13 protein-coding genes are annotated in these 15,495 nt (G+C 74.6%); 4 read left to right on the top strand and 9 right to left on the bottom strand.

Annotation, left to right across the window (positions count from 1 at the left end):
- Positions 1–9: 9 nt before the first annotated feature.
- Positions 10–1,419 (top strand): amidase, encoded by a 1,410-nt coding sequence (locus DQ240_RS03895; RefSeq protein WP_113838344.1) that lies wholly within the window; start codon positions 10–12, stop codon positions 1,417–1,419.
- Positions 1,420–1,568: 149 nt separating this feature from the next.
- On the opposite strand, the gene DQ240_RS03900 is transcribed toward DQ240_RS03895, so the two are convergent.
- Together DQ240_RS03900 and DQ240_RS03905 are read right to left on the bottom strand one after the other, a co-directional pair.
- Complete coding sequence (locus DQ240_RS03900; RefSeq protein ID WP_113838345.1) at positions 1,569–6,521, bottom strand: NAD-glutamate dehydrogenase; 4,953 nt, start codon at positions 6,519–6,521, stop codon at positions 1,569–1,571.
- A 119-nt stretch (positions 6,522–6,640) separates the two neighbouring features.
- Positions 6,641–7,009 carry a phage holin family protein gene (locus tag DQ240_RS03905; RefSeq protein ID WP_233498475.1) on the bottom strand — a complete coding sequence of 123 codons (369 nt, stop codon included), beginning with the start codon at positions 7,007–7,009 and terminating at the stop codon, positions 6,641–6,643.
- Between the two features lie 180 nt (positions 7,010–7,189).
- On the opposite strand from DQ240_RS03905, the gene DQ240_RS03910 reads away from it, so the two are divergent.
- Together DQ240_RS03910 and DQ240_RS03915 are read left to right on the top strand one after the other, a co-directional pair.
- Positions 7,190–8,377: an ATP-binding protein gene (locus DQ240_RS03910; protein ID WP_113838554.1), complete on the top strand. Its 1,188-nt coding sequence runs from the start codon at positions 7,190–7,192 to the stop codon at positions 8,375–8,377.
- Between the two features lie 39 nt (positions 8,378–8,416).
- Positions 8,417–9,166, top strand: a complete 750-nt coding sequence (locus DQ240_RS03915; RefSeq protein ID WP_113838346.1) for a ZIP family metal transporter — start codon at positions 8,417–8,419, stop codon at positions 9,164–9,166.
- Positions 9,167–9,175: 9 nt separating this feature from the next.
- On the opposite strand, the gene DQ240_RS03920 is transcribed toward DQ240_RS03915, so the two are convergent.
- Positions 9,176–10,879 (bottom strand): SpoIIE family protein phosphatase, encoded by a 1,704-nt coding sequence (locus DQ240_RS03920; RefSeq protein WP_158548512.1) that lies wholly within the window; start codon positions 10,877–10,879, stop codon positions 9,176–9,178.
- A gap of 140 nt (positions 10,880–11,019) precedes the next feature.
- On the opposite strand from DQ240_RS03920, the gene DQ240_RS03925 reads away from it, so the two are divergent.
- Positions 11,020–11,478, top strand: coding sequence for an ATP-binding protein (locus tag DQ240_RS03925; RefSeq protein ID WP_113838348.1), 459 nt, complete (start codon positions 11,020–11,022; stop codon positions 11,476–11,478).
- Positions 11,479–11,697: 219 nt separating this feature from the next.
- Here the strand turns inward: DQ240_RS03925 and DQ240_RS03930 are convergent, their stop codons facing one another.
- From DQ240_RS03930 to DQ240_RS03955, 6 genes are read right to left on the bottom strand one after another with little or no spacing between them, the layout of a single operon-like run.
- Positions 11,698–12,201: a hypothetical protein gene (locus tag DQ240_RS03930; protein WP_113838349.1), complete on the bottom strand. Its 504-nt coding sequence runs from the start codon at positions 12,199–12,201 to the stop codon at positions 11,698–11,700.
- Positions 12,198–12,560, bottom strand: a complete 363-nt coding sequence (locus DQ240_RS03935; protein ID WP_113838350.1) for a response regulator — start codon at positions 12,558–12,560, stop codon at positions 12,198–12,200. Before DQ240_RS03935 ends, DQ240_RS03930 begins: the two co-directional genes overlap by 4 nt.
- A 30-nt stretch (positions 12,561–12,590) precedes the next feature.
- Positions 12,591–13,109 (bottom strand): chemotaxis protein CheX, encoded by a 519-nt coding sequence (locus DQ240_RS03940; RefSeq protein ID WP_113838351.1) that lies wholly within the window; start codon positions 13,107–13,109, stop codon positions 12,591–12,593.
- Entirely contained in the window at positions 13,106–13,489 is a 384-nt protein-coding gene (locus DQ240_RS03945; RefSeq protein WP_113838352.1) for a response regulator, read from the bottom strand. Before DQ240_RS03945 ends, DQ240_RS03940 begins: the two co-directional genes overlap by 4 nt.
- Before the next feature lie 5 nt (positions 13,490–13,494).
- Positions 13,495–14,319 (bottom strand): protein-glutamate O-methyltransferase CheR, encoded by an 825-nt coding sequence (locus DQ240_RS03950; RefSeq protein ID WP_113838353.1) that lies wholly within the window; start codon positions 14,317–14,319, stop codon positions 13,495–13,497.
- Positions 14,316–15,434: a chemotaxis response regulator protein-glutamate methylesterase gene (locus tag DQ240_RS03955; RefSeq protein WP_113838354.1), complete on the bottom strand. Its 1,119-nt coding sequence runs from the start codon at positions 15,432–15,434 to the stop codon at positions 14,316–14,318. The genes DQ240_RS03950 and DQ240_RS03955 overlap by 4 nt, the downstream gene beginning before the upstream one ends.
- Between the last annotated feature and the right edge of the window lie 61 nt (positions 15,435–15,495).

The following is a 15,495-nucleotide window of genomic DNA, read 5'->3' on the forward strand; positions in this document are numbered from 1 at the left end:
CCTCCTCCGGTGACCGACGACCTCTGCCTGCGCCCGGCCACCGAGCTGGCCGCACTCGTCCGCACCCGCCAGGTGTCGGCGCGCGAGCTGCTCGAGGCGCACCTGGCGCGGATCGACCGGCTGAACCCCGGGCTCACCGCCCTCGTGACCGTCGATCCCGAGGGGGCGCGGGCCGCCGCGGACGTCGCCGACGCCACGCTGGCTGCCGGTGACCCGGTCGGCCCCCTGCACGGCCTGCCGGTGGCGCACAAGGACACCCACGTGACCGGGGGGATGCGCACCACGTGGGGGTCGCCGGTGTACCGCGACCACGTGCCCGCGCGCGACGAGCTGGTGGTCGACCGGCTGCGGCGGGCCGGCGCGATCCGGGTCGGCAAGACCAACACCCCCGAGTTCGCCGCGGGCTCGCACACCTTCAACACCCTCTTCGGCGCGACGCACAACCCGTACCGGCACGGGCTGTCGGCGGGTGGGTCCAGCGGCGGGGCCGCCGCCGCCCTCGCCGCCGGCCTGGTGCCCCTGGCCGAGGGCAGCGACATGGGCGGCTCGCTGCGCAACCCCGCGGCCTTCTGCGGCGTCGCCGGCCTGCGCCCGACCCCCGGGCGGGTGCCCACCTGGCCCTCGCCCATGGCCTGGTCGCAGCTGTCGGTACAGGGTCCGATGGGCCGGACCGTCGCCGACGTCGCGCTCACCCTGTCGGCGATCGCCGGCCCGGACCCGCGGGTCCCGATCGCGCTGGCCGAGGACGGCGCCGGGTTCGCCGCCGCCCTCCCCGACGAGCTGCCCGGGCTGCGGGTGGCGTGGGCGCCGGAGCTCGGCGGCCGGATCGCCGTCGACGCCGCCGTGCGGGACGCCCTCGCCCCCGCGGTCGGGGTGTTCGAGCAGCTGGGCGCCACCGTCGAGGAAGCCTGCCCCGACCTCTCCGGTGCCGACGACGTCTTCGGGACGCTGCGCGCGTGGCTGTTCGACGCCTCGTTCGGCGAGCTGGTCCGCCGCTCCCCGGAGCTGGTCAAGGAGGCCATCCGGTGGAACGCCGAGCAGGGCGCCCGCCTCACCGGGGCCGACCTCGCCCGCGCCGAGCAGCAGCACACCCGGCTGTTCGAGCGGGTCGTGGAGTTCTTCGACCGCTTCGACGTCCTCCTCGCGCCGACCACGCAGGTGCTGCCGTTCCCGGTCGAGCAGGAGTACCCGACCGAGATCGACGGCGTCGAGCTGACCAACTACCTGGAGTGGATGCGCTCCTGCACGCTGATCACCCCGACCGGCTGCCCGGCACTGTCGGTGCCGGCCGCGCTGACCCCCGACGGCCTGCCGGTGGGGCTGCAGATCATCGGCCCGCCCCGCGCCGACCGGCGGGTGCTGGAGATCGGGCACGTCTTCGAGCAGGCCCGGGGACCACTCCCCTCCCCTGCCCTCTGACGTCGTCTTCGCTTCTCTAGCTCCACCGCTAGACACCCACAGACAGCACCATGCGCCCCGGGGAGGGATCTCTGACGTCGTCTGGCCCTCTCTAGTCTCTGCGTCAGAGAGGCGCAGACGAGGGCATGGAGGGATCCCCACCCGCGCCGCTATCGCCGGCGCAGGCCGCGGAGGGTGCGGACGGCGACCAGCAGCTCGGCCAGCTCCTGCCGGTCCCCCGCGGAGAGGTCGGCGAGCTGCGCGGCGGCCCGGCGCTGGCTGGCGTCCCAGGAGCCGATCCACCCGGCCACCAGCCGGTCGGCGTCGGCGCCGGCCGGGGCGCCCTCGACCACCTGCGCGGTGAGTGCGGCCTGCTCGGCGGCGAGGTCGTCGCGGAGGGTGGCGCGGGCCAGCGAGGGCCAGCGCCGGTCGCGGGGCAGCGCGATCACCAGGTCGCGCAGCGCCACCAGGCCCAGCCGCTCGGCGAGGCACTGCTGCACCCGCCCGGCCAGCTCGACGGAGGCGCCGGTGCGTTCGGCGACGACCGCGAGGTCCAGCGCGGCGTCCAGCAGCGATGCGGCCGCCGCCTCCGCCGCGGGCTCCGCGGGGACGCCGTCGGCCCGCAGCCGCTCGGTGCGCTCGGCGTAGGCGGCGGCCTCGGCGCCGAGCAGCCAGCCGGGCAGCCCGGCGCGCACCGCGGCGACCGGGGCCGCGAAACGGGCCACCACCTCGTCGATCGGCACCGGCCGGTCACCGGCCAGCTCGGGCAGCCGCAGCAGCCAGCGGGTGGCGCGCTCCGCCAGCCGGGTCGCCTCGGTGCGCAGCTCGATCTGCGTGGCCGCCGGCACCCGGTTGTCGAGCGGGCGGGTGGCGTCCCACTGCCGGTCGATCTCGAAGACGGCGCGGGCCACCGCGTGCGCCCGGACCACGCCGGCCAGCCCGACCCCGGTCTCCTCGGCCAGCCGGAACAGCCCGGTGACGCCGGCGACGTTCACCGCGCGGTTGGTCAGGGCGGTGGCGACGATCTCGCGGCGCAGCGGGTGACCGGCCACCGCGTCCGGGTACCGGTCGCGCAGGGCGGTGGGGAAGTAGCCGGTCAGCAGCGTGGCCAGCGCCGGGTCGTCCGGCAGGTCCGACGCCAGGACGGCGTCCCCGGCCTCCAGCTTGGCGTAGGCGAGCAGCACCGAGAGCTCCGGCCCGGTGAGCGCCTGCCCGTCGCGGCGCCGCTCGGCCAGCGCCCGGTCGTCCGGCAGCGCCTCGACCTCGCGGACCAGCCGGCCGGAGCGCTCCAGGGCCCGGATGAACCGCTGCCCGGCGTCGAGGAGGCTGCGGGCGGCCGCGGCGTCCCCGGCCAGCGTCGCGTTCTGCGCGTGGTTGTCGGTGAGGACGGCGACGGCGACCTCGTCGGTCATCTCCTGCAGCAGCGCGGCCCGGTCCGCGGCACCGAGCCCCGGCACCCCGTTCAGCGCGATCTTGATGTTGACCTCGTGGTCGGAGGTGTCCACCCCCGCGGAGTTGTCGATCGCGTCGGTGTTCACCCGGCCGCCGGTGAGGGCGTACTCGACCCGGCCGCGCTGGGTGAGGCCGAGGTTCCCGCCCTCCCCCACCACCCGGACCCGCAGCTCGCGGCCGTCGACCCGGACGGCGTCGTTGGCCTTGTCGCCGACGTCGAGGTCGCTCTCGGTCGAGGCCTTCACGTAGGTGCCGATGCCCCCGTTGAACAGCAGGTCCACCGGCGCGAGCAGGACGGCGCGGATCAGCTCGACGGGGGAGAGGGAGTCGACCTCCTCCGGCAGACCGAGCGCGGCCCGCATCGGCTCGCTGACCGGGATCGCCTTCGCCGTCCGCGGCCACACCCCGCCGCCGGCGCTGATCAGCGACGGGTCGTAGTCGGCCCACGACGACCGGGGCAGCTCGAACAGCCGGCGGCGCTCGGCGAACGACGTGGCGGCGTCCGGGGTGGGGTCGACGAACACGTGCCGGTGGTCGAACGCGGCGACCAGCCGGATGTGCTCGGACAGCAGCATGCCGTTGCCGAAGACGTCGCCGGACATGTCGCCGACGCCGACGACGGTGAACTCCTGGCTCTGGACGTCGACGCCGAGCTCGCGGAAGTGCCGGGTGACCGACTCCCACGCGCCGCGGGCGGTGATGCCCATGGCCTTGTGGTCGTAGCCGACCGAGCCGCCGGAGGCGAACGCGTCGCCCAGCCAGAAGCCGCGCTCGAGCGCCACGGAGTTGGCCAGGTCCGAGAAGGTCGCCGTCCCCTTGTCGGCGGCGACGACGAGGTAGCTGTCGTCGCCGTCGTGCCGCACCACGCGCTCCGGGGGGACGAGAGCGCCGGGGGCCACCCCGTCCTCAGTTGCTCGGTTGTCGGTGATCGACAGCAGCGCGCCGATGAACAGCCGGTAGCAGGCCTGGCCCTCGGCCAGCTGCGCGTCGCGGGAGGGGTCGGCCGGCGGCTGCCGGACGACGAACCCGCCCTTGGCCCCGGTCGGCACGATGACGGTGTTCTTCACCATCTGCGCCTTGACCAGGCCGAGGATCTCGGTGCGCAGGTCCTCGTGCCGGTCGGACCAGCGCAGCCCGCCGCGGGCGACCGCCCCGAAGCGCAGGTGCACGCCCATGACCCGGGGCGAGCTCACCCAGACCTCCCGCTCCGGGCGCGGCTGCGGGACGTCGGGCACCTGGGCCGGGTGCAGCTTCAGGGCCAGGGGTGTCCCGGGGGAGGAGACCGCGTAGTAGGTGGTGCGCTGTGTGGCGAGGACGGCGGCCAGCAGCGCGGTGAGCACCCGGTCGGCGTCCAGCGACTCGACGGCGCCGATCGACGTCCGCAGCGAGTCCGCCAGGGCCTCCTGCCGCTCGGCCCGGCCGGCGCCGCGGCCGGGGGAGAAGCGCGCCTCGAACAGTGCGACCAGCCGGGCGACGACGTCGGGGTGGGCGGCCAGCGTGGACTCGACGTAGGCCTGTCCGAACGGCAGGCCGGCCTGCCGCAGCCACTGCACGTAGGCCCGCACCACCGTGACCTGGCGCCAGTTGAGCCCGGCGAGCAGGACGAGCGCGCCCAGCCCGTCGTCCTCGGCCTCGCCGCGCCACACGGCGAGCACCGCGTCGGTGAAGCGCTCGGGGAGGCTGCCGGCGAACGGCAGCTCGCCGCCGGGCGCGCTGAGGCCGAAGTCGTAGATCCACGCCGGGGGAGCGCCGATCCGGTCGATCTCGTAGGGCCGCTCGTCGACGACGTCCACGCCCATGTGCTGCAGCACCGGCAGGACGTCGGAGAGCAGCAGCCGCTCGCCCACCCGGTAGACCGACAGCCGCGCCTCCCCGCCCTCCCGGGGACGGCGCAGCCGCAGGCCCAGCTCGCCCGGGCCCAGCGCGTCGAGCCGGGCCAGGTCGTCGACGGCGGTGGCCGCGGAGAAGTCCTCCTGGTAGCCGGCGGGGAAGGCGTCGGCCACGCGGGCCAGCAGCCGCTCGGCCTCGGCCCCGTGCCGGGCGTGCAGGGCGTCGGTGAGGTCGTCGGTCCAGCTGCGGGCGGCGGCGGCGAGCTCGTCCTGCAGCGCCGCGACGTCGACGTCGGGCAGCACCGGCCGCCGGCCGCGGGCCACCGGTGGACGGACGACGAAGTGCAGCCGCGCCAGCACCGACTCGGTGACCCGGGCGGTGTACTCGATGCTGCTGCCGCCCAGCCGCTCCAGCAGCAGCTGCTGCATGCGGGTGCGGACCTCGGTCGTGTACCGGTCCCGCGGGAGGTACACCAGCGCCGACCAGAAGCGGCTCTGCGGGTCGCGGCGCAGGAACAGCCGGGTCTGCCTGCGCTCCTGCAGCTGCAGCACCCCGAGCGCGACCGGCAGCAGCTCGTCGGCGTCCACCTGGAGCAGCTCGTCGCGGGGGTGGGCCTCCAGCAGGTCCACCAGCTCCTTGCCGGTGTGGCTGTCCTCCGTCACCCCGGTCCGGGCGACCACCTGGGCGACCCGGCGGCGCACCACCGGCACGTCGCGGACGCTGCTGGCGGAGGCGGCGGTCGACCACAGCCCGGCGAGGCGGTGCTGGCGGACGGTGCCGTCGTCGCCGGGGAGCGTGACGGTCACCAGGTCGAGCCAGGCGCGGCGGTGCACGGTGGCCCGCACGTCGGCCTTGCTCACGGTCAGCAGCGCGTCGTCGGAGCCGCGGGCCTCCGGCGGCGCGGAGCCGGCGGGCGGGTCGCTGCGCAGCATGCCCAGGCCCGTGCCGGCGACGGCGTGGGCGGTGCGGGCCCGGCCGGTGGGCGGCTCCACGTCGCGGGCACCGAGGAAGACGAAGTGGCCGTCGGCCAGCCACCGCAGCAGGGCGGCGGCCTCGGCCGGGTCCTGCGCGGGGTCGGCGTCCGCGTCGTCCTCGGGACGGCCCTGCTCGACCGGCGGGAGCTGCTCGAGCCGGTCGGCCAGCGTCAGTGCGCGCTGCCGCATCCGGTCGGCGTCCTCGTCGACGGCGCGGACGTCGGCCAGGACGGTCCGCAGCCCGTCGACGAGGTCCTCGCGCGCCTCGTCGTCCAGCGGACCGTCGAGGACGACGGCCATCCACGACTCGGCCAGGGCGTCCGGGCCGCACTCGGCGGGGTCGGCGCTGTCGCAGAAGGCCCCGATCCGCCCGGTGAGGTCGCGGCGCACGACGAGCACGGGGTGGACGACGTGCTCGAGCCGGAAGCCCTGTCGGACGACCTCCGCGGTGACCGAGTCGACGAGGTAGGGCATGTCGTCGGTGACCACGAGGACGATGGAGCGGCCGACCCTCGAGCTGCCAGGGCCGCCCCGCTCCCGCCGGGTGACCTCGACGGTCGCCGAGCCCGGCGGCCGCACGGCGGCGACCCGCAGGTGCTCCAGGGCCAGCGCGGCGAGCTCGGCCGGGTGCTGCCGGACGACCTCGGCCGCCGGCTCGCTCCAGTAGTAGCGCCGGAAGAGCCCCGGCAGGTCCGCGGCGGTGCAGCCGGCCGGCAGCTCCGGTTCCGCGGTCGGGGTCTGCCGGGCGGCCGCCTCGAGGAGACGGCGCTTCTCGTCCCGGGCGGCCTCGAGGGCGGCCAGCTCGGTGGGGGCGGGGGAGTCGGGCTGGTGGTCGGCCTCGGCGACGCTGCCGGTGGTGCGGGCCATGGAGCGACGCTAGCCCTGTCCCGAGCCGCCGGCCCGGCGACACGTGAGGGACTGGAACGGCCCCGCCGCAGGGGCCCGCTGCGAGCGTGCGAGCGGTGGGGGGGCGGCGGGGTCCTTCTTCAGTCGCGGTCGAGGAGCTGGTCGGCCAGCCAACCGCCGACGGCGAGCAGGAGGCCGCCGAGCACCGCGCTGCCGAAGCCGTCCACCGTCAGCCGGTCGGTGAGCGCGGCGGTGATCCCGAGCAGCGCCGCGTTGATGACCAGCAGGAACAGCCCCAGGGTCAGGATCACGAACGGCAGCGAGAACAACCGCAGGATCGGCCCGACGATCGCGTTCACCACCGCGAAGATCAGCGCGATCCAGAGCCAGGTGCCGAACTCGCCCAGGGGACCGTCGGGGTTGGCGACGACGTCGACGCCGTCGAGCAGGTAGGCGACGCCGTAGAAGACGCCGGCCATGAGCACGACCTTGAGCGCGAACTTGATCACGGCGCGCACGCTAGCGGGGTCCGCGACGCCGCACGGCCCGTAGGGGCCTCTACGACTCTCTACCGTTTCCACCAGACGGGCGTAGACGCCCCTCGAGACCCGCCCGCCCCGTGCGACACGCGCCAGGTCGTTCTACGGATGTCTACGGCCGCCGCTAGAGAGAGCCATACGGTGGTCGACGTGGACCCCGTGCGGAACCCCTACGCCCCCGGCGCCGGGCAGCGCCCGCCCGAGCTGGCCGGTCGCGACGACGAGCTGTCGGCGTTCGACGTCGTCCTCGAGCGGATCGCCCGGGGACGTCCGGAGCGGTCGCTGGTGCTCACCGGCCTGCGCGGAGTCGGCAAGACCGTGCTGCTCAACCAGCTGCGCTCGGCGGCGATCGGCCGAGGGTGGGGGACCGGCAAGATCGAGGCGCGGCCGGACCAGTCGCTGCGCCGGCCGGTCTCCTCGGCGCTGCACATGGCGCTGCGCGAGCTCCGCCACCCCGACCAGGAGTCCATGGACGCCGTCCTCGGGACGGTGAAGGCCTTCGCCCAGCGGGCGGTCGGCGCCGACGCCAAGGTGCGCGACCGCTGGCAGCCGGGGATCGACGTCCCGGCGGCGAGCGGGCGGGCCGACTCCGGGGACATCGAGATCGACCTGGTGGAGCTGCTCAGCGACGCCGCGGGCCTGGCCGCGGACGTGGGCAAGGGCATCGCCCTGTTCATCGACGAGATGCAGGACGTGCAGGCGCCCGACGTCTCGGCGATCTGCGCCGCCTGCCACGAGCTCAGCCAGCAGGGTGCGCCGCTGATCGTCGTCGGTGCCGGGCTGCCCCACCTGCCGGCCGTCCTCAGCGCCTCGAAGAGCTACTCCGAGCGGCTGTTCCGGTACCTGCGCATCGACCGGCTGGACCGGGCGGCCGCCGACCGGGCGCTGCTCGCCCCGGCCGAGCGCGAGGAGGTCACGTTCGAGACCGACGCGCTCGACGCCCTCTACGCCGCCGCCGACGGGTACCCCTACTTCGTGCAGGCCTACGGCAAGGTCACCTGGGACGTCGCGGCCGGCTCGCCCATCACCGCCGCCGACGTCGCCATGGCCGGACCGGTCGCCGAGGCCGAGCTCGCCGTCGGCTTCTTCGGCTCCCGCTACGACCGGGCGACCCCCGCCGAGCGCGAGTACATGCACGCGATGGCCGAGCTGGGCGGGCCGCAGGGCGCCGCGGTGGCCACCTCCGAGGTCGCCGTCTCCCTCGGCCGCAAGCCCGCCTCGCTCTCCCCGGCGCGCGACTCGCTCATCAAGAAGGGGCTGGTCTACTCCGCCGAGCGGGGCCAGATCGCCTTCACGGTGCCGCACTTCGGGCGGTACCTGCTCCGGCAGCCCGACTAGCGGGGTTGGCGCGACCCGCGCCGGGGCAGGGTGCGCCCCGTGCCGGAGTGGATCGACGCGGGGCTGTGGGGCCTGCTGGGTGGGGCGGCCCTGGTACTGGGCGCCGCGGTCGCCTGGTTCGTGCGCGTGCCCCGGGCGGTGATCGCCTCGGTGATGGCGTTCGGGTCCGGCGTCCTCATCTCGGCGGTCGCGTTCGACCTCGTGGCCGAGGCGGCCGACACCGGCGGGCTCGGGCCGACGGCGATCGGCTTCCTCGGCGGGGCGGTGGCCTACCTCGCCGCCAACGCCGTCCTGGCACGCCGGGGCGCCCGGCACCGCAAGCGCTCCGGCGACCAGCAGCCGTCGGAGGAGGAGCAGTCGGGCAGCGGCGCCGCGATCGCGGTCGGCGCCCTGCTGGACGGCGTCCCGGAGAGCGTCGTGCTGGGCCTGGGGCTGCTCAGCGGTGGGGGAGTGAGCGTCTCGGTGCTCGCGGCGGTCTTCATCTCCAACGTGCCCGAGGGCCTGTCCAGCGCTGCCGGGATGAAGCGCAGCGGCCGCTCGGCCCGGTACGTCTTCGGGATCTGGGGCGGGATCGCACTGGTCAGCGCCCTGGCCGCGCTCGTCGGCTACCTCGCGCTGGGGAACGCCGCACCGGAGCTCGTCGCCGTCATCACCGCCGTCGCCGCGGGCGCGATCCTCACCATGGTCGCGGACACGATGATCCCCGAGGCCTTCGAGGAGACCCGGACCTGGACCGGGCTGATCACGACCGTGGGCTTCCTGGTCGCCTTCGCGATCGAGCGGGCCTGACCGGCGTCGTCAGCGCGCAGCGGCCCGGGTCCGCAGGCCGAGGACGGCGACGTCGTCCTCCGCGCCGTCGGCGAGCATGACGCCCAGGAGCCGGTCGCAGAGCTCCTCCAGGGGCCGGTCGCCGAACCGGGCGAGCAGCTCGCGCACCTGCTCCCGGCCGTCGTCGAGGGGGATCCCGCGCCGCTCGAACAGCCCGTCGGTGAACAGCAGCACGGTCGCGTCGTCGGGGAGATCGGTGGCGCCGTCGGCCCGGGGACCCCGCCAGCCGATGCCCAGGGGCGGACCGATCGGGGCGGTCAGGTCGACGACCGCGCCGTCGGCGGTGAGCATCAGCGGCTCGGGGTGGCCGGCCGAGGACCAGCGCAGCGTCCGGCCACCGGCGCCGTCGTGTTCCACCCGGCACACCAGCGCGGTGGCCATGGTGGGCACGGCCAGCCCGACCAGGGCGTGGTCGACCCGGCGGAGCACCCCGGCCGGTTCCTCGAGCCGGTCGAAGGCGATGCCGCGGACCAGGGTCTTGACCTGTCCCATGGCCGCGGCGGCCTCGATGTCGTGGCCCATCACGTCGCCGATGACCAGGACCATGTCGCCGTCGGGCTGGAGGATGCTGTCGTACCAGTCGCCGCCGATCGAGACCCCGCGCGTGGCCGCCCGGTAGCGGACGGCGGTCTCCAGGTGCGGCAGCTGCACGGGCGGGGAGAGCAGGGAGCGCTGCAGCCGCTCGGCGACCTGCTGGTTGGCCGCGGCGAGCCGGGCGTTGTCCAGCGCCAGCGCCGCCCGTCGGGAGGCCACCTCGGCGGTGCGCAGTTCGACGTCGGTGTGCGGGCCCCGGTCGGCACCGTTGACGAGGGTGATGGCCCCGAACTGCTCGCCCCGGGCCAGCAGCGGGAAGGTGGCCACGGCCGACGGCCGGAGCGGCGCGAGGGCCTCGCGGGCGGCGTCGTTGGACACCATCTGCTCGACGTGCGCGCTGGTGAGCTGCGGGATGACGACGGGCCGGCCGCTGCGCAACGCCGTCGGCACGGGGGCCGAGGGCAGGTTGGTGCCGACCCGCGCGTCGGCGTACCGGTTCATCGCCTCGACCATCGCCGGATCGCTGTGCGCGCGGCCGACGTCGCGGCGGGTGCCGTCGGGGTCGACCACGCTGACCAGGCACCAGTCGGCCAGCAGCGGGACGACGAGGCGGGCGAACCGGCTGACGGCCTCGTCGGTGTCGAGGGTCGAGGTCATCGCCTGGCTGATGTCGCCGAGCAGCATGAGGTGCCGGCCGGCCAGCTCGGCGGCGGCGGCCGCGTCGGCGGCGCGCAGCGCGGCCTCCTCGCGGGCGGCGACGGCGGCGGTCCGCTCCTCCTCCGCGCGCCGGCGGGCGGTGACGTCGTCGTAGGTGACGACGAGGCCGGCGTCGGTGAGGAACGCGTCGGCCTGGAACCACTTCTCCAGGGGCCCGAACCAGGCCTCGGTGCGGCCGGACCGGCCGGTGAGGCGGACCGAGGTGTAGAGCTGCTGGAAGGGGCCGCCCACGGCCTCGGGGAACTCGTCCCAGATCCCCCTGCCCACGAGGTCACCGACCGTGCGGCCGAGGACCGCGGCGCCGGCCGGGTTGACGTAGCTGAAGCGCCAGTCCCCGTCGAGGACGAACATCGGCCGGTCCATGCCCTCGACGGCCTGCGCCAGCAGGTCGCCCGGGGGCGGGTCCGCCCGATCGGTGATCATGAGCTCACTCTGCCTCATGAGGCCCGCGGGACGTCCTGGTCCGCGGTCGGGACCACCCCGACGGGCATCACACGGTTGAGCGCGCGTGCCCCTGGGAACCCCGGATGCATCCGAGAAACGGACACCGACGGGGGAGAGACATGAGTCGACTGGCATGGCCCCTGCGGCCGCTGCCGGACGGCCGGGGCGAGATGTGGCGCTGGGACCTGGGGTCCCTCGCCGAGCTGCCGGCGGTCCGAGCCGCCCTGCGCGCCCGCCTGGACGAGGTCGGCTTCCCCCGGGACCCCGACGACCCGGTGGCCGACCAGATGATCCTGGCCTTCGACGAGCTGGCGTCCAACGCGCTGCGCCACGGCGACCGGCCCGTGGTCGCCACGGTGGTCGCGGGCAGCGGCGGCTGGATCCTCGACATCAGCGACCGGGCGCGCGATTCCATGCCGGCGCCGGCGGTGGGCCGCGACCCGAGCCAGGGTGGGATGGGGCTGTACCTGGTCGCGCGGCTGGCCGTCGCCCACGGCTGGTACGTCGACGACGTCTGCAAGCACGTGTGGGCCTGCCTGCCGACCACGGTCGAGGACCGCGAGCCCGTCTACAGCTGAGGCCGGTTGCCGGGCCGAGTGGGGCCCGGAGGGCTCCGCGCAGGGACGGCAGGTGGGGCTCAGCGCCCCCTGGGGACGGCACCTGGCCGCGGTGACGTCCGGAGGACGACGAAGCGATTGCGCCCGGGGCGGCGGGGCACGGGTGGCCCGGCGCCGCCCCGGGGCAGCTCGTCGGCACGGCGGGGGTCACCCGCGTGCGCGATGGGTGGTGCGGACTGCTCAGGCCGCCCCGGAGGGGACGACCAGCGAGAGGTTGCCCTTGCCGTAGCCGGGGACCTCGACCTGCAGGTCGAGCCGGTTGAAGGCGGCGAGCATGCCGGCGATGTCGCCGTCGATGTCGTCACCGGGGGCGATGAGCTTGTGCAGCTTCGAGTGCGGCGCACCCGGCACGTTGAACAGGGCCGAGAGCACGTTGGTGACCTCGTAGAGCGCCTCGGTCAGCATCGACGTCAGCTCGCCGTCCTCCTCCACGGCGTCCTGGCAGCCGCCGGGGGGCAGCAGGGCCAGGGCACCGCCGGTGTAGGCCGACAGCGCGAGGTCCATCACGCACAGGGCGTTGACGTTCATCTGCGGGTCGACGTAGACGGCGACCGACACCGGTGAGCGCTCGGTCGGGGTGACCGGGGCGCCGGGGGCGACGGCCACCGGCTTCCCGACCAGGCCCGAGAGCATGTCCTTGACGTCCTTGATCTCGGGCAGGACGACGGTCAGGGGGGCGGTCACGCGATCACTCCGCTCAGCTGGTCGGCGAAGGTCTCCTCGTTGAACGGCTTCGCGATGAGGAACAGGGCGCCGGCGCTGGCCGCCTTGTCCCGCATCTCCGCCGAGCCCTCGGAGGTCACGAAGCCGAAGGGGACGGTGCTGCCGGAGTTGCGCAGCGCCTCCAGGCACTCGATGCCCGTCATGTTCGGCATGTTCCAGTCGGACAGGACCAGGTCGGGGGACTCCGACTTGACCTTGTCGTAGGCGTCGCGGCCGTCCTCGGCCTCGACGATGTCGTGGCCGTCGAAACCGGCCTGACGCAGGGTGCGGATGACGATCTGCCGCATGACACGGCTGTCGTCGGCGATCAGGATCTTCACGGGGTCACTCCGTTCTCGTGCGTGGGTTGGTCAGACGGTGGTGCCGGGCGTGCCCAGGGCGGGCAGGGCTCCCTGGACGGAGATGGCGATCGGCGCGCCGCGCCAGAGGACGTCGATCCGGCAGACGTCGACCGGGTTGCGGACCTCGGGAGGCGTCCCGACCGACGGCAGGCTGAGGGCCGAGTGGCCGGGCAGCACGGCCTTGACGCTGCCGCCGACGACGTTGGCGATCTCGCCGAAGGCGTCGACGACGTCCTCCTCCTCGAGCACCTCGGGGGCGCTCTCCCGCAGCAGGGCCCGCGAGAGGTCCTCCGCGGTCTGCCGGCCGGTGGTGAGCACGACGCTGCCGGTCCACGGACCGACCATGTCGACCCAGCTGGACACGACGTCGGCGGGCAGCTCCCCGGGGAGCGGGACGAGCACCTCGTCCTCGCCGACCAGGGAGATCCAGGCCTCGCCGGCGATCGACTCGACGGTGGCCTCGTCGATCAGCTCGGTGATGACCGGGCGGGCGTCGGCGAGCCGGCGGTCGGTGTCGAGAGTGGTCACAGGACGACCTCCTGGGGGAGCAGGCCGAGCAGCGCCAGCTTGTCGCGGATGGCGTCGGCCGTGAACGGCTTGATCACGTACTCGTGCGCGCCGGCGGCCAGCGCCCGCACGATCTGGGTGTGCTCGCTCTCCGAGGTGACCATCATCATGGTCATGGAGCGCCACGCCGGGTTGGCGCGCACGGCCGAGACGAACTGCAGTCCGTCCATCACCGGCATGTTCCAGTCGATGGTGGCCAGGTCGGGGACCCAGCCCTCGTTGAGCACGTCGAGGGCCTCCCCGCCGTGGCCGGCGTCCCGGACCTCGTATCCGAAGCCGGTGAGGATGCTGCTGACGATCCGGCGCATGGCGCGCGAGTCGTCGATCACCAGAGCACGCATGTGGATCAGGCCCCCTTCAGCGGGCGGTAGGCAGAGCTGCGGCCGAGCACGACCCGCTCCCAGGAGTCGTCGACGCCGAGGGTGGTCTCGGCGGCACCGAGGAACAGCCACCCGTCCGGCTTCATGAGGGCGCGGACACGGCGGAGGATCGCCTGCTTGGTGGGCAGGTCGAAGTAGATGAGGACGTTGCGCAGGTAGACCACGTCGAACGGGCCCATCCGGGGCAGCGCCGCGGCGAGGTTGCACTCGCTGGCCGTCACCATCCGGCGGAGGTTGGCGTTGACCTCCCACTCGCTGCCGGCACGGGTGAAGTGGCGGACGAGCATGGGCGCCGGCAGGCCGCGGTTGACCTCGAGCTGGCTGAACCGGCCGGCGCGGGTGCGCTCCACCATCTCGCGGGAGAGATCGGTGGCCGTGATGGACACCCGGCTCGCCGCGTTGGGCATCGCGTCCTCGAGCAGCATCGCGATCGTGTACGGCTCCTGCCCGCTGGAGCAGGCGGCCGACCAGATCTGGAGCCGCTCGTTCGGGCCGCGGGCCGCCGTCAGCGCGGGCAGCACGGTCGTGGTCAGCGTGGTGAACGGGTCGCCGTCGCGGAACCACGAGGTCTCGTTGGTGGTGAGGGCCTCGACGATGCGCCGGGTGTTCTCCGGGTTCGGCCGGGTGCGGACGGTGTCGACCAGCTGGCCGACGTCGGCGAGCCCCATCTGCCGGGCGATGGGCAGCAGCCGGGCCTCGACCAGGTACTCCTTCCCGGGCGCGAGCACGATCGCGCTCTCCCGGTGCACCACCTGGCGGACCCAGTCGAAGCTGGTGGCGGTCAGGGTCATCGGACTCCTCCAGTGGCCAGCACGGACGTCCGGCTGGGGGCGGTGCTGAGCGTGGGGCCGGTCAGCCGGCGGACGATCGTCTCGGCGATGCGGTCCAGCGGCAGGATCTCGTCGGCCAGGCCGGCCGAGGCGACGGCGCCGGGCATGCCCCAGACCACCGAGGTGGCCTGGTCCTGGACGACGACGGAGCCGCCGGCCTCGCGGATGCGCGCCGCGCCGAGCTTGCCGTCGGAGCCCATGCCGGTCAGGACGACGGCGAGGACCGCGCCCCGGTGGGCGTCGACCGCCGAGCGGAACAGCGGGTCGACGGCCGGACGGCAGAAGTTCTCCGGCGGACCCTGGGTCAGCATCGTGGCGTTGCCGCGCGGGCTGGTCCGGAGGGTCAGGTGGTGGTCGCCGGGGGCGAGGTGGACGGTGCCGGGCGCCAGCGGGGTGCCGTCGACGGCCTCGACGACGCGCAGGGCACTGAGCCGGTCCAGCCGTTGGGCGAACTGCTTGGTGAACACCGGGGGCATGTGCTGGACCAGGAGGACCGGCACCGGCAGGGAGGCCGGCAGCGCGGGCAGCACCTTGGCCAGCGCCTCGGGACCGCCGGTCGAGGAGCCGATGACCAGGATGGCCGGCTTCTCGACCGGGGCCGAGCGCGGCGCGGCCGGGCGCACCGGGACGAGGGGAGCGGCGGCGCGGGCCGGGCCGGTGGTGACCGGGCGGCCGGTGAGGGCCTTGATCTTGGGGATCAGCTGCTCGCGGACGCTCTCCATCGACTGCGCGACGCTGCCGACGTTGGCCGGCTTGGTGACGTAGTCGTTGGCACCGGCCGAGAGGGCGTCGAGGGTCGCCGACGCGCCGCGCTCGGTGAGCGTGCTGAACATGATGATCGGGACACGGCTGCGCGTGGCGCGGATCGCCGCCACCGCCTGGATGCCGTTCATCTCCGGCATCTCGATGTCCATGGTGACCAGGTCGGGCTTGAGCTGCTCGACCTTGCCGACGGCGAGCTTGCCGTTGACGGCGGTGCCGACGACCTCGATCCCAGGGTCCTGGGACAGCACGTCGGTCACGATCTTGCGCACCACGATGGAGTCGTCGACCACCAGCACCCGGATCGGGTTCATCCGTCCTCCTGCTCCTGTCGGACAGCCGACAGGGGCTGTTAGTCGTGTATCGGCACCGGTT

Source organism: Blastococcus sp. TF02A-26 (assembly GCF_003319125.1).
In the GTDB taxonomy this organism is placed as follows: domain Bacteria; phylum Actinomycetota; class Actinomycetes; order Mycobacteriales; family Geodermatophilaceae; genus Trujillonella.